General features: G+C 56.3%; 11 protein-coding genes. 7 read left to right on the top strand and 4 right to left on the bottom strand.

From position 1 onward, the window contains the following. Window positions 1-5: 5 nt before the first annotated feature. On the top strand, window positions 6-1,487 hold the full coding sequence (locus SIB58_RS15800) for a mechanosensitive ion channel family protein (RefSeq protein WP_066912245.1): 1,482 nt from the start codon (window positions 6-8) through the stop codon (window positions 1,485-1,487). Then, window positions 1,484-3,334 (top strand): CHASE2 domain-containing protein, encoded by a 1,851-nt coding sequence (locus tag SIB58_RS15795; RefSeq protein ID WP_067326153.1) that lies wholly within the window; start codon window positions 1,484-1,486, stop codon window positions 3,332-3,334. The genes SIB58_RS15800 and SIB58_RS15795 overlap by 4 nt, the downstream gene beginning before the upstream one ends. Here the strand turns inward: SIB58_RS15795 and SIB58_RS15790 are convergent. Further along, a complete protein-coding gene (locus SIB58_RS15790; protein WP_066912250.1) occupies window positions 3,315-3,968 on the bottom strand; it encodes a hypothetical protein in 654 nt (217 codons plus the stop codon). The genes SIB58_RS15795 and SIB58_RS15790 overlap by 20 nt on opposite strands. Window positions 3,969-4,093: 125 nt before the next feature. Beyond that, window positions 4,094-8,182 (bottom strand): CHAT domain-containing protein, encoded by a 4,089-nt coding sequence (locus SIB58_RS15785; RefSeq protein WP_066912253.1) that lies wholly within the window; start codon window positions 8,180-8,182, stop codon window positions 4,094-4,096. Between the two features lie 112 nt (window positions 8,183-8,294). Here SIB58_RS15785 and SIB58_RS15780 point away from each other — a divergent pair, with 112 nt between their 5' ends. Continuing rightward, the gene (locus SIB58_RS15780) at window positions 8,295-9,995 is read left to right on the top strand and encodes a ShlB/FhaC/HecB family hemolysin secretion/activation protein (protein ID WP_066912255.1); all 1,701 of its coding nucleotides are present in this window, start codon (window positions 8,295-8,297) and stop codon (window positions 9,993-9,995) included. Between the two features lie 17 nt (window positions 9,996-10,012). Here SIB58_RS15780 and SIB58_RS15775 read toward each other — a convergent pair whose 3' ends face one another. After that, the gene (locus SIB58_RS15775) at window positions 10,013-10,693 is read right to left on the bottom strand and encodes a Crp/Fnr family transcriptional regulator (RefSeq protein WP_066912257.1); all 681 of its coding nucleotides are present in this window, start codon (window positions 10,691-10,693) and stop codon (window positions 10,013-10,015) included. Window positions 10,694-10,875: 182 nt separating this feature from the next. Between SIB58_RS15775 and SIB58_RS15770 the strand changes: the two genes are divergently transcribed. The 4 genes from SIB58_RS15770 to SIB58_RS15755 are packed head-to-tail and all read left to right on the top strand — an operon-like array spanning window position 10,876 to window position 16,986. Continuing rightward, window positions 10,876-11,052, top strand: a complete 177-nt coding sequence (locus SIB58_RS15770) for a hypothetical protein (RefSeq protein ID WP_369813463.1) — start codon at window positions 10,876-10,878, stop codon at window positions 11,050-11,052. A gap of 30 nt (window positions 11,053-11,082) precedes the next feature. Further along, window positions 11,083-11,538 (top strand): Coq4 family protein, encoded by a 456-nt coding sequence (locus SIB58_RS15765; protein ID WP_369813464.1) that lies wholly within the window; start codon window positions 11,083-11,085, stop codon window positions 11,536-11,538. Between the two features lie 35 nt (window positions 11,539-11,573). Continuing rightward, the gene (locus SIB58_RS15760) at window positions 11,574-12,170 is read left to right on the top strand and encodes a cyclic nucleotide-binding domain-containing protein (protein ID WP_231857208.1); all 597 of its coding nucleotides are present in this window, start codon (window positions 11,574-11,576) and stop codon (window positions 12,168-12,170) included. A 46-nt stretch (window positions 12,171-12,216) separates the two neighbouring features. Beyond that, window positions 12,217-16,986: a DUF4114 domain-containing protein gene (locus SIB58_RS15755; protein ID WP_066912260.1), complete on the top strand. Its 4,770-nt coding sequence runs from the start codon at window positions 12,217-12,219 to the stop codon at window positions 16,984-16,986. 24 nt (window positions 16,987-17,010) lie between these two features. Here the strand turns inward: SIB58_RS15755 and alaS are convergent, their stop codons facing one another. Continuing rightward, window positions 17,011-19,689: an alanine--tRNA ligase gene (gene alaS, locus SIB58_RS15750; protein ID WP_067326212.1), complete on the bottom strand. Its 2,679-nt coding sequence runs from the start codon at window positions 19,687-19,689 to the stop codon at window positions 17,011-17,013. Between the last annotated feature and the right edge of the window lie 26 nt (window positions 19,690-19,715).

The following is a 19,715-nucleotide window of genomic DNA, read 5'->3' as shown; positions in this document are numbered from 1 at the left end:
GCGCCATGACTCTGACTGTGAGCCTTCTGGTCATCGTGGCACTGCTGACGATCCATCGGGTTTGCAAACGCCAGAAACTCAGCCCACCGCCCTTGCGACTGCCTCTGATTGCTGCGATCGGCATCCCGCTGCTGAACCAACTGGCTGAAATCGTCAGCGACGCCGGGGCGACACTGCTGCAAAACTCACTGGAAGCAGCCATCACCCTGCTGTGGGCTCTGAGCCTGATCCGCATCCTGACCTGGGGAATCCTGCAGATTCCTGCAGAGTTGGGCTGGTGGAAACCGACCGCCAAGATCCTGCGGGACCTGCTCACCCTTGCGGTGATCACAGCCGTGGTGATGGTGGTGATTCACAGGGAATTCCGCGTCAATCTCGTCGGACTGGCAGCCACGTCAGCCGTCGTCACCGCCGTCATCGGTCTTGCCGCTCAGGAGACGCTGAAGAATCTGTTCGCGGGAATCTCCCTGCAAGTGGACTCTCCTTTTGAAGAGGGTGACTGGATTGATCTGGGCACAACCACCGGAGTCGTCACATCCCTCCGTTTGATGACAACCCGAGTACGTGGACTGGATGGCTCAATCACTGTGGTTCCGAACAGCCGCATCGCCGTGGAAGGCCTGCGCCGCTTCAAGCCTGAAGAACCCGTGGGTCAGATGATCGAGCTGGGATTGGATTACAGCTTGCCTCCGCGCCAGGCCATTCAGCTGCTGCAACGCATTCTTCAACACAACCGCAGGGTGCTGCGTCAGCCCACTCCCAAGGTGTGGGTGTCGTCCTTCGCCGACAGTTCCATCACCTACAGCCTGCTCACCTGGCAAACCACCGCACTGGAATTGCGCCAGTTGAGAAGCTCGGTACTTGAGCAGATCTGGTATGCACTCCATCGCATTGACCAGTCGATTCCCTACCCGGTCCGAGACGTTCGCACCAAGCCCAGCCAAGCCAAGTTGCCATCCAGCAACATCTCAACGGAGCACAAGCAAAAGCTCCTGGCCTCGACGGAAATCTTCGCTCACCTCAATGATCATCAGCATGAAATGCTGGCGGGTCTTGCAAGCTGCCAGACCTTCGCACCTGGTGAATCGGTCGTCAGGCAGGGAGAGCGTGGAGACAGTCTGTATCTCGTGGTCCACGGAACTCTGGAAGTGTTTCAAGCGAACACCAACAGCTCCACCGGACATCCAGGTCGGCACGTCGCCGATCTTCAGACCAGTGATGCCTTCGGAGAAATGGCACTCTGCACAGGTGAAGCACGTGCAGCGACTGTGATCTGCAAGAGCGAATGCGTCTTGATCGAGATCGAGCGCAAACACCTTCTGCCACTGCTCGAGGAACAACCAGACATTCTCGAAACCATGGGCTCGATCATGGCCGCACGACGACAGCAACTCAACGCGAACCAACAGCAACGTGCTGAATCCCGTCGTCGCGCATTGATCGCTCGCATGAAAAGACTGTTCAGTCCTTCCAGTCAGGAGCAATGAACTGGCCACGCCCGATTCACCAGGCCATTCCCTACGCCATAGCTGTAGGGCTGCTGGTGGGCCTGCAGCATTCGCCCTTGGTTGAGACCGCCAACCTGCTCGTCTATGACCTGGCCATCAACCTGCGCAACCGAGCCATTGATGGTCAAGCCGAAGACCTGAACTGGCCGATCACGGTGATCGGGATTAACGAAGCCGACATCGAGCGCTACCGCTGGCCCCTCGACGACACCCTTCTCTGCAGAGCTCTGAAACAGCTCGATACCCTCGGAGCCAGTGCCATCGGCCTTGACCTGTACCGCGATCAGGCCAAGCCCTGCCTTCATGACGAGATTCAGCGCAATCCACGCCTGATCTCGATACGCAATGAACACCTTGGCATCACAGCGATCCCTGGAGCACCAGCCAGGCAACAGGCCTTCAATGACCTGGTCATGGATGCTGACCGCGTCGTGAGACGTGATCTCATTCACGTCGGCGGGCAGGAGGAGGCAGTGCGAGCATTGCCACTGCGACTACTGGAAACGGCCAGCCAAACCAGAGACCTGGACAGACAGCTCGAACAGCTCAACGAGCGTCACTGGCTGAATGAACAATCTGGCGGTTATCAGGACCTCGATGCAGCCGGTTATCAGGCCATGCTCCCTGTTTATCCACCAGGACGCTACCCATCTCTGGACTTAGCAACTCTCCTGAGTGGCGAGGTCTCTCAGGAGATGATCATTGGCCGAGTGGTGTTGGTCGGCAACGTGGCACCCTCTCTGCGTGATCTGTTTGAAACTCCTCATAGCCGATTTGTCAGCAACTCTCGGTTTTTTGAAGTTTCTGGGGTGGAACTGCATGCTCAGCGCCTTGAAGCTCTGCAGCGTCTGTTGCAGAACCGTGCACCGGAAATCATCACCCTGCATGGTTGGCAACGCTGGCTGCTGCTGTTGATGGTGGTGCTGTTCGGTGTGCTGATCGCCGAACGTCCGGCAAGAATCCGCCGCAGTTTGGTGCTGCTCTCTGCCGCGGTCATCCTCCTGATCAGCTCAGTGTTCGGGCTGACGCTGAGTGGAGTCTGGGTCGGCCTGACCATGCCCCTCTCCGGCCTGGTGCTGTTCAGTGGTAGCGGCATCCTGAGGCGCGGGGTCCAGAGCCAAAGACACCAACAAGACATGCGTCGCCTGCTTGGCCAGACCAGCTCACCTGCTGTTGCCCAGCAACTCTGGGATCAACGCGAAGATCTGATCAAGGACGGGCGTTTCACGGGCAGAGAACAGCAGGTCACGGTGCTGTTCAGTGACACCTGCAGCTTCACGAGTGTGAGCGAACAGCTGACTGCTTCTGAATTGATGCAGTGGCTGAACCGTGGCATGTGCATCGGCGTTGATGCCGTCACCAGTCGCGGCGGAATCGTCAATAAATTCACCGGTGACGGCATGCTCGCCGTCTTCGGTGCACCTGTCTCCAAGGGGCCGGCAATGGATGCATTCCACGCCGTGACAGCTGCCTTGGCGATTCAGGAACAGATCTCAAGGCTGAATGAAGCTCTCACCAAAGAAGGGCAGCCAGCGTTGCGCATGCGGATCGGGATCCATTCCGGACCCGTTCTCACTGGATCTCTGGGCAGCAGCAAGCGGTTGGAATACGCCGTGATTGGCGACACCGTGAACTGCGCGTCTCGACTGGAAGGCCTGGAGAAGGATCGCCATGAAGGCATGGTGAGGATCCTGGTATCGGGTGAAACCCAGTGCCTTCTTGAAGCCTTGCCAGATCATGTGACCAGCGAACCATGGGGAACGGTCCTGATCAAAGGACGTTTAGAACCGCTGGAGGTGATCGAACTCAGAAGCACTGCACCGTGACCTGCTCCGGCCAGGAGTCATTGATGACTTCATCATCGAACTGAAAAACCGTCTTCAGATGCGCCAGGGGCATCGAGGTGCCGCAAGCAGCTTTAAGGGAAGCCAACTCCATCTCCACACGCTGGTTCTGAGCCTCTGGGCTGCCATCCGGAAGCAAAAGACTACGGGCCGGTGGAGCTGAGGATGTGATGAAGCCGAATTCATCGGCTCCGCCATCGGTACCACATCGGTAAGACGACTCCCAGAGCATGGGCACAGGCGCTGCAGGAATGCTCAACAGCACCAGGCGATTCACCGCAGCCGGAATCTGCTTCTGCATCAGCGGGCCGGCACCAGGGTCAGCGATCCCGTCCGCAGACGCCGATTGCAGGGTGACGTCTAAAGGTTGAGGATTCGCAGATGGGCCCTCCAGTACAGCAATCAGCTTTCGTGCCCCTGGGCTGAACACATTGGAAGCGGGGACCAGATGTACAACAGGGCGCGCCGCGCACTCGCCCCTTGTACCCCCGCCAATCCTGCGGCCAGGAAAAACATTGCGGGGAGCCGCCTCAAGGACAGGGCTGGAGAACACACTCACCAGCAATGCACTCAGCAGGGAAGCGCTAACGGCAGAGAAGAATTGAAAGCGAACCATCGAAGGGCGTGCGGCGGCACGGAGGTGCTGACTGCTCCAGATTGACGCCTACCTGAGGGGAAAGGGGTTGTGGCCGATCACAGATTGCTGTGATCTCAATCACAGCAATCTGTGCAATTCAGCCGTTACCAGGGTGAACCAATCAGCTCAATGCCGGCCCAGAAGAACGGGTTCTGCACTCCAGCGGAGATCCGGCGACGCTGCGCAGGAGTGAGATCCGTGAGCAGCGGTGACTCATTGGGACCGATCACTTCATCACCCTCGAGGCGAATCAGGCCAGAGACAAACAGTTGACGGGTACGTTGCAGAGCTTCCGCCTTGGGCAGGCCCTGATCGAGCAAGCGATAGAACTGCACAAAGAATGCCGAAGTCACCACGTCATCGACATACCAGAGAGTGCCCACCGCACTGCGGGCCCCAGCCTGCAACGCCAACCCGGCAAAACCGAGTTCACTCTCTTGATCGCCAAGAAGTGTGCGGCAGGCACTGAGCACCACCAAATCCAAAGGGGTCTCACCGCGCTTGCGGCGCAACTGGGCAAATTGGGACATCGACATTGGCCCAGTGCCGGTGTGCAGCACCGATTGGGCTGGCCCCCCAGGTCGAAAGTCGGCATGGGTGGCCACATGCACACGGGAATAGCGCTGGTCGGCTGCTCTGTTCAACAGGGCCTGAGGTGAAAACTCCTGGTTGAGATAACGATCGGCACCAATTGAGGCATCCAGCTGCTCGAGCTCCTGGGGCACGAGCGGTAGGGGTGCCATACCATCAAATTCAGAAGCGCCAAGGGCGAGCTGGCCTGTAGACGTCGACTGGGCTGGAGTCAGCGGCGTGAGGGCCAGAGATGGCGTGAGTCCGAAGGCGTAGTTCAGACCGAAGAACGAGGTTCCATCGTTGAGTGCTGCGAAGGGGACAGCCTGTAAGCCCTGATCAGCAGCAATCAGCAGCGTCTTGATGCCCTGGCCCTGGAGCGCATCCTGGATCGGCTCCACCAGCAAGGCATGCAGCTGACGACTCGGCGAGGCTGGATCATCAACAGCCAAGGGCTCCTGGCGTGACAGCTGGCGATACAAGGCCTTGAGCAAGCCAGCGAAGCGCTCGCGATCCACCGTTAAACGTCGAGCCTGAACTGAGGCCTTGGAACTAATCAGGGTCAGATCAAGAAAACTGTCCTGGGCGCTGTCAGACGGAGTCGAGGTGAAGCGGACCTGAAGCACCGCAGGACTGGTGCCGAAGCCTTGACGCTCGACCTGATCCAGCACGCCCTGCAAATCCTCAACAGTGGGTGTAGGGGGGAGGGCACTCTGAAGAGCTTGGTCCAAACCAAGCAACGATGCCGTACGGCTTGCGGCGGCCTGGTCAGACTGTTGCAACTGCGCGACCGCCTGTTCGGGAGCCATGGTCTGGGTGCTCTGAGCCATCACCGTGGTCTGAGGCACAACTGCTGTTGCAGTGGTCGAGGAATCGCTTCCAATGCCAAAATCAACCTGCAGACCTGCATCAAGGCTTTGCGGCTGGGCCGCGATCAGATCTGCCTGGCCGCTGACGGAGGTCTGCGAATCAGCATCGACAGTGGACCGTTGCTCAGCAGGAAGAAAGACAGGAACATCGGCTACCGCATTCTGCAACTCATCAGAGACGATGCCCGCATCGGACTCAGGCTGCGCATTGGTCGACTCCGATTCCGGGTTGGGGTCCGGTTCCGGTTCAGGCGTGGGGTCTGGTTCCGGTTCAGGGGTAGGTGCCGGTGCCGGTTCCGGTTCAGGGGTAGGTGCCGGTTCCGGTTCAGGGGTGGGATCAACACCTCCTCCTCCTCCACCGCCACCTCCGGCACAGAGGCTTGAGGAACCCGTACCGCTGCATGTAGCTGAGGTGGGCAAATTAGACAACACGTCAAGGGAGCCGCCCTTCACGAAGGTGGCACCTGTGTAGGTGATGTCCGCCGAAGCGGGGAAGCGAAGCGTCCCATCGCCAGCCTTGGTGAACGTCCCTGTCCCGCTAATGGGGGCATCCCAGACCAGCGTGGAGCTCGTCCCAACGCTGATGCCACCACCACCAGCGCCTAATTCAAGGCTGGTGCCAGTCACCGTTTCGGTCTTGTCACGGCGCAGCAACGAACCATTGTCCAAGAAGAGTGATGAGCCAGGCGGTATTACTGCTGGTGCTCCAGCCGGCTGATCCATCCAGAGCGTCCCGCCTCCAGTGGACTCCAGCCGCTCCACCAGCAAGTCGTTCTTGAAAAGGGCAACACCTGATCCGATCTGGCGGAAGTCGCCCTCACCGTCCTTGAGGTTGATCTTGCCCTCCACAACAAGGTCACCAGCACCTGTCAGCGTGAGATCAGAGTTGTCAGCCGGCGTCGCGACATCAACGGCAACCGCGTTGCCAGAACTGGGATCAAGCGTGAGACTGTTCTTTCGTGCATCAACAAAGGCACTGCTTTTCAGCAGCACGGGACTGGTGAGTGTGTTGTCCCCGGACCAGTTCGTCAGGGTGCCTCCCTCGAGCTCGATATTCGCCGCGAGACTGATGCCACCATCCAGCTCCAAGGTGGCGCCGTTCTGGACCTTGGTGAGACCGCCAGCACCCAATGCATTGGAACCACTCACCCTCAGCGTGCCGTTTTGCACATCAGTGCGGCCCGACCAGGTGCTGCTGCTGCCCGAAAGGATCAGTCGGCCTTTACCAGTTTTCGTGAAATCACCGGAGCCGGTGAGCGTTGCGGCTAGCTCAGGTGCGGAGAAACTTGGGGTACCGATGGTGGTATCACCGGTCGAAATATTCAACGGTCCTTGCAGATCCAGGGTGACCCCAGATGCAGCCTCCACGAACCCCACACCAGCCTGGAGAGAAAGACCACCTGATCCCGTCGTGATATTGGAATTGAGCTGGATATATCCAGCGGCATCAAGGGCGAGATTTCCTGAGCTGTCTGAATAATTCAGTGGTGCATCTGATTCCCAGGTGATGTTTCCTCCCTCGGAAGGATCCGCTGATCCGGTGAGAATCCGCACATCTGTTGCGGTGCCGAGTGCGGTCTTGATGTCAGCAACATCCACACGTGAAGCGGACGCACTGGATTCAAACAACCTTCCTCCGCCTGAAGGATCCGTTTGTTCAGTGATCGTTCCAGCTGAATTGCCAATCGTGATGTTGTAAGGATCAAGCAGCCATTCACCTGCTGATCCCTTCATCGCCGAGACATCTATGACTTCGGGTTGAGCACGCAAATAGGAACCTGATGTTTCAATCCGCCCTCCATCCCCAACAGCGGCCCCACCACGGGCCAGAAGCGCTCCCTCCGCAACCGTTCCTCCGGAAGGATGATTGAGATCACTCCAGATCACCACCGTTCCGCCGGAACCGGCATTCGTCGATGAAGCATCCACCAGAGAGCCACGTTGCATCCAGGTTTGAGTTGCCTGGCGCACAGCGGGATCGCTGTTCTGCCAACTGCCACCGACCTGGACAACCCCTCCGTTCCCGGAGCCAGTCGCCAGCAATTCAGCTCCATCTCCAACGCGAATCAGATCTGCAGCAAGCGTGAGCGTGCCGCCATCTCCAGTGGGGTTGCTGACTGAAAGACGACTCTGATCAACATCAATGCGCCCACCAGGAGCATCCACGAGCAGAGCCTCGTCGACATCGATGGAGATTCCATCCATGCGGATCCAGGGCCTTTTGTCTCCCAATTCCCCTGGCAGCAAGCCCAGAGCTCCAGGCAGAGGATCAGCTTGCAAGGCTGAAATGGCATGGTGCGGAGTGTTGAACACATCGAACACACCACCAGCGAAGCGCAGTTGGGCTGCTGTACTCAGCGTCAGCTGAGGGATCTGCTGAAAAGAAGCCCCAGGCATCAACTGAATCCCCCCTGGAGAAAGCAGGAACAGATGCGATGGAGATGTCAGTGAAACGCTTTTGTTGATGAAGCTGCCGTCTGGTGCTGTGACTCCCAGCACCAGATTGCGAACGCCATCACTATTGATCGACACACCCTGAATCGCACCGCGGGTATCGAATTCACTCAGCCGATGAAAGCGATTGCTGCCGCTGTCGATTCCACCATCGATCCGACAGAGACCACTGTTGCAGCGACCGTTCGCTGAACCGTTGACCAGAGTCCCAAGTCCATCAGCTGAACGACTTGCGACATCCGCCTGAACAGGAGAAACAACGATCAGCGCAACGAGTGGACACAGCACCAGACCTCGCATGACGTGCTGCCTCCAGGGAAAACTTGCAACGAATTTGGTGCCTGGAGACGAGGTTAGGCCAATTTTGTTTGTTCAACTTTAAAGTTCGCCTGATCTCACAGTTGCCAGATCAATGCTGCTTCTGCTGGCGCAACTGGTATCTCCTCCCCTTCAACCAGGCCCCGCTCGTGTGCCCGACCCGGCACCGGTTCAGCAACTTGAGCCGGAATCTCCCCAGACCAAACCGGACGTCGACGACCGACAGCTGGCTCCCAACAACGATTCATTCACAGAGCCAGGAGTCTCGCCGTCCGAACCAGCTTCAGAAGACAACGGTGATATCTCCGTTGAAATCAAGGGCACAACGCCTTACAGCACATCAGAACTCCGGAAACTGTTGCGCCGTTGCCAAGCCGACAAAAGTGCACAGACACGTCTGAAACGCTGCGCTGAAACCCTCAGCGGACAATTGCAGCAGGACGGCTATGTGAATTCGCGGGTTTTCATTGATGAAGAGCCCGCACCAGCCCATCTCACTGTCGTGATGGGCCGGCTGGTGGAGCTGCACGTCAACAGTGACGATCAGCAATTGCAGCAGAAGGTGCGCAAGCGCCTCGCAAGCCTCTTAAATCAGACCCTTCACCTGCCCAGTCTTCAACAACAGCTGCAACGACTCAAGCAGCAGTCTGTCGTCGGCAGCGTCTCAGGAAGCCTTGGGAAACTGGGAAGTGATCCAACTCAAGCCGTTCTAACTCTCACGGTCACCGCCGCCAGCCATCCCTGGAGAGGTGATCTGAGTGTTCGCAACGACGGCAATGCAGGCAGCGGTGAATGGCGAGCGCTCACTGTGCTGCAGAAACCAAAAGCTCTGATCGACGAAGACTTCCTTCAGATCTACGGCGAACTGAATGCTGATGGTGATCCAGAACTGGGAGCATCGCTTGGCTCCATCAGCTATACACTGCCCTTGGGGGAATCGGTGAACATCACCGGATCCTTTGGCGCCAGTCGCCGCAATCTGGTTGAAGCCCGAGGTCCGGCCCATGGCCTCAGCTTCCGTCAGTACCAGGGGCTGGCGCAGCTGCAATGGAACCTCAAAGATTCAGATCGTCAGCTCTGGTTCGCACAGGCTGGCCTGAGCGCCAACCGCAGCGACAGCTATCTGGATGGTCGCTCGGTTCCGCTGATCATCGGTGGCGGCCCGGACGGGCAGCTGAACACCGGCTACCTCCGACTTGCTATCGGACATGCGGGAAGCAACGACAACCTCGGATGGTCAGGGCAGATGTACTGGCTGCAAGGACTTTCAGGCTTCAGCAGCGCAGAGCAACTGAAGGATCTGGCTTACTTCGGCATCAACCCCGACCAATCGCGAGCCCTAGGTGGCATCACCTCCCTGGGTTGGCGCTTGGCGCCCAACCTTCAACTCAACTGGCGTGCAGCCGGGCAAGTGGCGTTCAACGAACTCACCAACGACATGGGTTTCTCACTGGGAAGCGATGTGGGGCTGAGAGGACTGCCAGGAACCCTGATCAGCGGAGACACTGGCTGGTTGAGCAGCGCTGAATTGAACTGGTCCTTCTGGCAAAACCAAAACAACACTCTCCAACTGGTGCCTTTCTTCGGCATGGGCGGGATTCAAACCAACCGCGACTCCTTGAGCTTCAACGACACGATTGGCACCGGCGGAGTCCTGCTGCGCTGGTTGCATGGACGCCATTGGTCAATCTCACTGGGCTGGACGGACCAGTTCAACGATGACAACAACATCGGGCTCTGGAACGACTGGCTGCTCGGCAGCGGTGTCTACGGCAAGCTGCGATATCGGTTCTGACCACTCAGCAAGGCTGCTTAGGACAGCAGACCACGCTTCTCCAAGGGCTTGAGATCAACAAGAGACAAGCGACCGTTGTCCTCAATCACCGTGCCGCGTTGACGCAACTTGCTCAGTGTGCGCGAGGCAGTTTCCCTGGCAAGACCTGCTATCAAGGCAATTTCCAGCTGGGCGAGAGGTGGTATCTGAGCCTGGAGATCGTCGTCGGCCGAGCTCTTACGGGCTAGATAGGCAAGGGCACCGAGAAGCCTGGTCGTCGCATCCGCAGTCTGAAGTGCAAAACGGCGATTAAGGTCACGCAGGCGGTTCGCCTCCAGCTGGGCGAGGGCGAGCGCAAAGCCAGCCTGTTGATTCAACAGTGCCGCAAAGGGTGGAATCCGTAGCTTCACCAGACGCAGATTGGTCAGAGCAACCACATCAGCAGACCGGGTGTCTCCGTCGAAAACCGCCATCTCTCCAAAGACATCACCAGCTCCCAACAGCGACATCACGACCTCATCACCATCGGTGGTGTAGGTGCGCACTTTGGCCAAACCATCGCAAAGCAAAAACAGGGACTCCCCCCAGTCCTGCTCCATCACAATGACCTGATCCGCTTCATGCACCAGCTCACGCTGTCGGTCAAGAATCTTGTCAAGCAATTCATCGTCAAGACTCTCGAAAAGAGCGATAGCCCGCAGATCGTCGCGACTGATCATCGGCAGCGAGGTCAAACTGAACGTGAGTCTCGATCCAGGGCAGCATGATCGCCATGGAAAAGACTCTGAATCCATAGCACGTCGAAGGTCTGGGTTAACGAACGCAGTGGATATCCACCCAATCTTCAGACCATGACTGAACATCGCAAAGGCCGCAAACTATGCGGACCTGCCCAGCATCAATGCAAATCAAACTCGGAGAACGACTACAAAGCCTGAAGCTGCTAGCCGGCTTGGCCGCCTTGCTCAAAAATCCGGGCTCCCTAGACAGCGTCCTTGCCATCGGAGCGAACGTCAAAGACAGTCCGATGGCCGAGCAGATGGCCCGCCATCTGCTGGAGAATCCCGACTTCGCATAATTAGTCAAGGATGGTTGGCGTCCGCAGCCGATCGACTTATCGGCACTGCAGAGCCTTCCGGAGGGCACACTCGGGCGTTGTTACGCCGATCAACTGATCAGCCTCGGCATCACTCCTGACACGCTGCTCGACCCTTCACCCATCAACAATGAGCGTGATTACATCTTGCACCGCCTCAAGGAAACCCACGACATCGCACATGTGCTGACCGGATTTGGAATCGATGGCGTCAGTGAACTGGGCCTGCAGGGATTCAATCTCGCCCAGAACCGATCCCCTCTGGCGGTGATGCTGATCTTCGGAGGCATGCTCAAGGCACTGCAGAAGGATGAACCTCTGGCTCCGATGCTGCGCGCACTGGCGAAGGGCTTCCAGATGGGACTGGATGCCGAGCTTGTGATCGCCCGCAAACTGGAGGAGGGCTGGGATCGTCCCCTCAATGAGTGGCGCAACGAATTGAGGCTTCCCGAAGCCATCACCGGCTGATCCTTCCATCTACGCAGGCATTCTCCCGCGATTGGATGTATCACGGAAAGAACAACCGTGAAGCCATGTGGGGAGATGAACCTCAACTACAGGCCTTCAGAGAACGACTGAGGCTCCTGCTAGTCGCGCACCAACAGGAGCTCAACCCTGAGAAGCTGATCGCAAATGAAGGAGACGTGCTGTTCCATCAAGGCGACTCCGTGGAGACATTAATGTTGCTGACCCAGGGCCATGTCGCGGTTGATGTCCATCACGGCGATCAGATCCACACTCTGGCCGAAGTGGAGGCCGTGGAATTACTTGGCGAAGTTGGATTCTTCGCCAATGGCAAGCACTACGCCGATTTCCGTGTGGTGGGAGGACCTGCAGAACTGCTGGCCATTCCGGGCCAAGCACTGCTACAGGCCATGTTGTTTGATACTGACCTCGTCGTGGAGATGCTGTCACTTGTCAGTGAACGCTGCCGCCGCGGCAATCAGGTCATCGCCATGCTGCTGAACGGGATCGAAGCCGTACACGACGATGCACAGGACCACCTCAAACAAACCACAACAGAGTTGGGTGGTGTCAAATTCTGCATTGCCAAGGCCAGTCGACAATTGCAGTACATCCATCAACAGCTGAAGAACTGACAGAGCGACTGATCAGTCCTAAACGAGGCTCAGTCAAAACAACCCAATGACGTCGATCACCCCGAACGTTTGGCTTCCTGTAGGACTGGACGTCACGCGTGACGGCTACCAGGGGCGTCTTGGGGTTTCATACAAAACAGGGCAAACGCTGGCAGCCGGAGCAACCAATGGCCTGGCCGTACTGCCAGACCCGCAAAGCGGAAACACGCTGATTTACGCCGGAAGTGTGAACGGCGGTGTGTATGTCCGTGAAGTCGACCTCAGTGGTAACCCCCTGGAATCGGACACCACCTGGCGATGGGTTTCGATGCCAGGCAGCGGCTACGTAGGCTCGCAATCCATTGGCCACCTCGCGATCTCCGCTGATGGGCGTTATCTCGCCGTTGGACGCGGCGACACCTCCAACTACGGCGGCATCAACACGCCTGGCGTAGGTCTCCAGGTGGGTGAAATCCTGCCAGGTGGGGACATTCGCTGGATCCCGATGGATACAGACTTGCTGAACAGACTTGATCAGAAGCTGGTCAGTGGTTTGCAGTGGAGCGGCCACAACCTGATTACAAGCTTCAAAAGCGACCCCACTAGTCGAAAAGGACCCTTTAACGCCAGCCTGAGCATTAACTCAACATTTTTGGAGGGCGATGATCTCCAGCAAGAAATACACAACTCGTTCCACCTACAAAATGATCAAAGAACACCCAGTGATTTTCGCTTGGGCGCTGTTGAGCTGGATGGTGATGAACTTTTCATGCGCAGTCGATCCTGGGGTTTCAAAGAGGAAGGCACTAACTTCTCTCCCGACCAGGGCGCGGAACTCCAACTCAGTCACAACGGCATTGAGTGGATCAATCTTCAAGGTGACGAAGCGCTCGTAGCCGATCTTCTAGAAAACAGGGATCAAAAAGGATTTCACCAAATTCAACGTCTAGCCATCCACCCGAATCCAGTAAACGGAAATGTTGTTGCATTTTTGGGCTCTTCAAAATCAGGACAAATCAGCCGGATTGATCGCTTAGAGATCGACCCAAATACCTTTCAACTATTAGACTATCGTTACGAGGAATTCAACGGCAAGGAAATTGGAACCAGCCAAGCAACAAAAAACTTTTCACTACAATCAAATCCTTTCAATCCTGTCGGAACAAGCGTCGTCTCCGGCGGCAACCATTTTGCAAATTCAAGCTTTGCTCCATCACTGAACTTCGCAGGCGGCCTCTTACAGGTCGACTTTGGTACCGAATCCAACCAACAAAACTGGACACCACTTTACGGACCACGCCTTGAGGACCTGCAGGACGATGCTGCCAACGCCCAGTTCGTTGTCGATAGAGGGCAGCCCCACGCCGACAGCCGCAGCGTGGTCTTCATTGACCAAGATGGCAAACAATTTGCGATCCAGACTGATGACGGTGGCATCTGGGCGCTTCAATTGTCCAAATCAAAAGAGGCACAACTTGATCCAGATTTCTGGTGGCGCAGTTTATCAACTACAGGGCTCAACAGCTTCGAGGTAATGATGAGCGACTGGGATCCGGTGAGTAACACCGTGATCTCTTCCTTTCAGGACAACGCCGCTTCCTTCGGACAATATGGCGACAAGACATTTACAAATTACTGGTCCGGCGATGGAGAGATCGCGATTGCACGAAGCAATCCTCAAACAGCCCTACAAGATATTTTCCTGTCTTCTCAAAGGTACTATGCCAGCGATGCAGGATTCTTGACAAAATTCAGCCTTAATGACAGCGGAGACATCGTCAAATACAATCCCACATTCTTTCAACTTGAAACAACAGACAAAACGCAAAGACCAAAACCATGGTCAGAAAGTGGCGAGCCGGTTTATCATGAAGCCGACAATTTTATTCTTCCCTTTGAAGCCAATCCTTATAATTCTGACAGCATCGTAATGACGGGAAGCCAGAACATTTACGAGACAGTCGATATAGGAAACAACACATGGACTTTCAAAAAACTCATTTCTGATCTTGACCTGAGTGATGAAATTGAATGGCTGCCAACAGCCATTGATAATCAAGGTTCTCCAGGAGAGCATCACGTCGACAGCTTGTACATTGCCACCCACAAAATTGACCAGATCACAAAAGAGCGCGTTGGTTCAACACAAATTTTAGGACGCACGCGTAGCAACGATGCAGACGAATATGAGCTCAAAGAGTTTTATTCTGTTGATGCAGAAATCATCACCGATATTGCCCACAAACCGGCTGGCAATAAGGAATCAGACGATACCGTTTACTGGATCGAGGGAGGAACATCAGTTCGCTTTCAACGCAAACAACCCATAACCAACATTCAACAATTTCTTTGCTGGAAAACAGGGCCAAGCGGAATACCCAGCCGTATCAGCCTGAGCGATCTCGGCATCGCAGGATCTCAGCAAGACACCTATGGCCTGCAATCCGTTGTTTTCATTCCAGGAAATCAGCAACGACCAGACCAGCTTGTGCTCGGAGGACTTCAAGGGCAATGGATCACGGAGCTGGATCCCACAAGCGGCAGCCCAGGAACGTTTCAAGCCATGCCATGGCAGCTGAACAAAAGCGAGGCCAACAACAGCAGCTTGAACAGCCCTGGTGCACACGTGAGTATGACTAAATACATTCCGGAAGACGATCTTCTTATCGCAGGAACAATGGGGAAGGGGAGCTGGATCTACAGCTTTTCTGATCATCTGGGCAAACCAGCAGACTCTAAAACCAAACTGACGACGAGCGAGGTAGGACTTCAACTTCTCGACGATGCAGCATACGACAAAAGAGGAAATCTGAAAAACGACTCCCTAGTTTTTCAGATCGATAGAAATCTAATCAACAGTATCGACAATTCTGTCGACCTTGAACTCACTCTACATGATGTCAGCCAATGGCGACGTTATCTCAAGCGACTCAGCGACTATGAGGCAGAGATGCGGATATTCGAGAATGACCTCTCCCAGGAGGCATCAGCGCGCTTCAACAACCTTTCTCCAGCATCCTGGCAATTGGAGCAAATCACAAACCTCTTATCTGGTATCTATCAATCAGATATAGACGATATCAATCCAGACAGCATCTTAATTCCGCTCGCACTGCCCAAAGATGTCTCACAGCAAATCCTTACAATCACTGCCAACGATTATCTCAATCTTCAACCTGATACAAGTTTACGCTACAGCATCGAGTTAGCTGACGGATCAGCAGCCAGCATCAACACCATCAGTCTCAACGGAGGCTCTGGATTCTGGCCTGAGATTGATATCAACCAGCTACTCAAAGACAACAGCAATCTCGCCAACAAACTCAGTGAAAACAGTGATTACACCTTGATAGATTCTGACCTAAAGTTAATCAGCCCGCTGACTATGCACGGGGCATATTTTCTCGACAATACAACTGCCGGAGTCCTCAGTCGCAACAGCAACATCGAGCTGTCAGGCATGCCCAGCCGTGGCCTGCAGATGGATCTCAGGTTGCAGAACACTGCCTTGCCAAGCATCGGCATCGGCTTCGAACTCGATGTATTACGCGATCAACCCGCTCCGGGAGACCCACAAGAAATCCTGACGATTCTCGACGAAGACCAGCTCGATTCCTGGGAGTGGTACGACCTCAATTACGACCCCCTGAGTCGCGAAGGAGCACGGCTCTACGACCTCGATCACGATGGCCGTGCCGACTGGGTCTATCTCGCCATGCGCGACAACCAGACCACCGATGCCGACCCCGCATCCAGCAGCATCCGTCTTGAGCAGGCCATCGCTGCAGACATGTCCAAAATCTTTGCAGGACAGGGCCTTGGAGACATCGATTTAACCCCAATATTCAGTGCCGGCGACAAGAAGGAGGCCGTACAGGTCACGACCAGAGCTCGCCGCGATGGGGTTCTGCAAAACACGGACATCCCCCTGCAATTGAGCGCTTCACTCCAAAGCCAGGCGAACAACGTCAACAGCTTCGGGATGGTGATCTTCAACGATGGTGAGCCAACCGATCTTGCATCTCTCAGTGATCTCGAGGAGCTGCAACAACGCTCCCAGATCCTGTTCTCCAATCTCCTGCAGGGCGATCAAACCCTGTTGAAAGACGATGATTTCAAGCAACAGCTCTCAATGGTCGACTACCAGCAAGTGCGGTTCTTTGAAGTCGAGGGAGCCGATCTCAGCGAATTGAACGATCTGGATGACCCACGCCTGAATCTTCTTGAGCCGAAGCTCTTGGATGACAGCACAGCAAGAATTCAATCCAGCAGTGGACTCATCGTCGACCTGGAGCTCAGCCACAGCACTGGTGACCTGGATGCATTGATCGGCCAGCAGCAAACCATCGCTCCCTTGCTGGATTTCACTGGCTTGAGCCGAGACATGATCGTTGATGCATCAATTGAAGTGAGCAGGGAGGCAGCTTTTTCCTCACAGGTGAGCTTCTATCGCGTGCTCGACACAAACGGCGCCGTTCATGACCCGCTCAGCGGCCAGATCCTGCAACCAGGAGACGACGGCTACCAAGCTGCCGCTCTTCATGAGGCGAATACCGTGACAGCACTCAAAGATCTCACGACTGAGAATGGCATCACCAGCACAAGCGAAGCCATTGTTCAGGAACAATCACTGCTCGCACCGGTCTTACGACTAACAAATCATCAGCTTGCGGGAGTGATTGACTATTTCGCATTCGCGGATGCCAATCCCAACGGCACCAATCACATCCGGATGCTGGGCAGCAATCTGATCGGCTTCGAAGGACTGGATAACAACAACCCAGACTTCAACGATCTAATCGTGAAATTGAATTTCAGCCTTAACAATCAGGCCTGACAACATCTCGGTCAGAACAGAAACTCAGCCCAGGGCTGCACTGAGCTGCTCGCGAGCCTCATCCAGGGCTCCATCCAGAGCGGCTCCATCCCTTCCACCGGCCTGAGCCAGATTCGGACGACCACCGCCGCCGCCGCCGCAGCGCTTGGCAATCGCGCCGATGAACTTGCCCGCCTGCTGTCCGTTGGCCACCACAGCTTTGCCGAAGGCTGCCACCAGAATCACCTTGCCCTGATCGGCAGGGTCCGGCAGGCCACCGATCACCACTGCTGCACCCTCACCCAGTTGATCGCTGAGGTTCTGGGCAGCACCTTGCAGACCGCTGCCATCCACACCATCAAGACGCTCAACCAGCAGCTGAAACTCACCAACAGCAACCGCCTTGGAAGCCAGAGCCGCTGATTTGGCCACCGCCAACTCCGCCTGAACAGATTGAAGAGCTTTACTCGTGGTCTTCAGCTCGTCCTGGAGTGCACTCACGCGCTCCACAATCTCGCCGGGCTGTGCCTTGAAGCGCTCTCCCAGCTGCTTCACCACAGCGTCGCGTTCGTTGAGGTAAGCGAGCACGGCTGGGCCCGCTACAGCTTCGATGCGACGGATGCCAGCCGCCACTCCACTTTCGCTGACAATCTTGAACAGACCGATCTCAGCGGTGTTGGCCACATGGGTACCACCGCAAAGTTCCATCGACACACCAGGCACGTCGACAACACGCACCACATCGGCATATTTCTCACCGAACATGGCCACCGCTCCGGCTGCCTTGGCCTGATCAATCGCCATTTCCTGAACCTGAAGCTCATGGGCATCAGCGATCCAGCTGTTGATCAGAACCTCAATACGCTCCAGTTCATCCGAGCTCACAGCCCTCGGGCAATGAAAGTCGAAACGCAAGCGATCGAAGTTCACCAGTGATCCGGCCTGACCGATGCCTGAATCCACCACCTGTTTCAACGCCGATTGCAACAGATGGGTGGCGGTGTGATTGGCCTGGGCACGGCGTCGGCAGCTGCGATCCACACGACCCTGCACCACATCGCCGACCGCCAGTATTCCCCGCTCAACCCTGCCGCTGTGCACGAAAACGCTGCGGTTTCGACTCACGGATTCCACGCTGACAATCAGGCCATCGCCGTCATGACCTTCACCTGCCAGCGTGCCGCGATCCCCCACCTGGCCGCCCCCCTCGCCATAGAAGGGAGTGGTATCAAGCACCACCTGCACGGAATCACCGGCAACGGCTTGTTGGGCGGGGTCCCCATTCACCACAAGAGCCTGCACACTGCTGCTGTGCTCCAGCTGCTCGTAACCACGAAAATCGGTTCCATCGATCCCTGAGGCCACCTGATCAATGGCGTCCTGGAGTGTGAGGTCGATGCTCACGGCAGCAGCTTTGGCACGCTGACGCTGTTGCTCCATCGCCACTTCAAAACCGGCCAGATCAACGGTGAGACCATGCTCTTCGGCAATTTCCTGCGTGAGCTCCAGCGGAAATCCATAGGTGTCATAGAGCTCGAAGGCCTGGGCACCGCTGATCTGCTTCGGCTGAGCGGCCAGCACATCCGCCAGCAGTTTCTCTCCCCGTTCCAAGGTCTCCAGGAATCGGGCTTCCTCACGTTGCAGCTCCGCCAGGATCACTTCCTTGCGCTCCACCAACTGAGGATGCACCGCCTGCATCAGCGCAATGGCCGCCTCACCCATGGTCTTGAGAAACGGCTTGTCGATCCCCAGCAGACGGCCATGGCGGACCACGCGACGCAGCAACCGGCGCAGGATGTAGCCGCGGCCCAGATTGCTGGCCGTGACGCCATCGCTGATCAACTGCGTCACAGCGCGGCTGTGGTCGCCGATCACCTTGAGCGAAGTCTTGCCCTTGTCGTCGAGCTGGTGGTAGTCGACACCAGCCAGATCGGCTGCCGATTCAATCAGCGGAAAAATCAGATCGGTTTCGTAGTTATTGGGAACCTTCTGCAGGATCTGAGCCATACGCTCAAGCCCCATCCCCGTATCGATGTTGCGATTCGCCAGCGGTGTGAGTGTGCCCTCCGCATCACGATTCGACTGCATGAACACCAGGTTGTAAAACTCGATGAAACGGTCGTCGTCTTCAAGGTCGATTCCTTCATCGCCGAGTTCGGGCTTGAAGTCGTAATAAATCTCCGAGCAAGGACCACAGGGTCCTGTTGGGCCTGAGGCCCAGAAGTTATCGGCTTCATCCATGCGGATGATGCGCTTCGGATTGACGCCGACAACATCACGCCAGATCTGCTCGGCTTCATCGTCTTCCCGGAAGACGCTCACCACCAGATTCTTGGGATCCAAGCCGTAGATGACGGTGCTCAACTCCCAGGCCCACTCAATCGCCTGCTGCTTGAAGTAATCCCCAAAAGAGAAGTTGCCCAGCATTTCGAAGAAGGTGTGGTGCCGGGCAGTGCGACCCACGTTCTCGATGTCGTTGGTGCGAATGCACTTCTGACTGCTGGTCGCACAGGGGGCAGGCCGTTGCTGCTGACCGAGAAAGATCGGCTTGAACGGCAACATTCCCGCGATTGTGAGCAGAACCGTGGGATCCTCAGGCACGAGTGAGGCACTGGCCATACGCCTGTGACCACGCTGCTCATAGAAAGCCAGGAACGCTTCGCGGATCTCCGCACCGGTGCGGGGAGCAGCTGCCTCGTTTCGCGACGATCGTGCAACAGCCATGGCGGGTTCGGGCTTGAACAGCAGGT

It is taken from the genome of Synechococcus sp. MIT S9504 (genome assembly GCF_047497135.1).
Lineage (GTDB): Bacteria > Cyanobacteriota > Cyanobacteriia > PCC-6307 > Cyanobiaceae > Synechococcus_C.
This window is presented reverse-complemented; position numbering and strand designations above follow the sequence as displayed.

Excerpts from the sequence above, each read along its gene's own strand:
- SIB58_RS15800 (WP_066912245.1), top strand. The coding sequence starts at position 6 with ATGACTCTGACTGTGAGCCTTCTGGTCATCGTGGCACTGCTGACGATC.
- SIB58_RS15795 (WP_067326153.1), top strand. The coding sequence starts at position 1,484 with ATGAACTGGCCACGCCCGATTCACCAGGCCATTCCCTACGCCATAGCT.
- SIB58_RS15790 (WP_066912250.1), bottom strand. The coding sequence starts at position 3,968 with ATGGTTCGCTTTCAATTCTTCTCTGCCGTTAGCGCTTCCCTGCTGAGT.
- SIB58_RS15785 (WP_066912253.1), bottom strand. The coding sequence starts at position 8,182 with ATGCGAGGTCTGGTGCTGTGTCCACTCGTTGCGCTGATCGTTGTTTCT.
- SIB58_RS15780 (WP_066912255.1), top strand. The coding sequence starts at position 8,295 with ATGCTGCTTCTGCTGGCGCAACTGGTATCTCCTCCCCTTCAACCAGGC.
- SIB58_RS15775 (WP_066912257.1), bottom strand. The coding sequence starts at position 10,693 with ATGATCAGTCGCGACGATCTGCGGGCTATCGCTCTTTTCGAGAGTCTT.
- SIB58_RS15770 (WP_369813463.1), top strand. The coding sequence starts at position 10,876 with ATGCAAATCAAACTCGGAGAACGACTACAAAGCCTGAAGCTGCTAGCC.
- SIB58_RS15760 (WP_231857208.1), top strand. The coding sequence starts at position 11,574 with ATGTATCACGGAAAGAACAACCGTGAAGCCATGTGGGGAGATGAACCT.
- SIB58_RS15755 (WP_066912260.1), top strand. The coding sequence starts at position 12,217 with ATGACGTCGATCACCCCGAACGTTTGGCTTCCTGTAGGACTGGACGTC.
- alaS (WP_067326212.1), bottom strand. The coding sequence starts at position 19,689 with ATGGCTGTTGCACGATCGTCGCGAAACGAGGCAGCTGCTCCCCGCACC.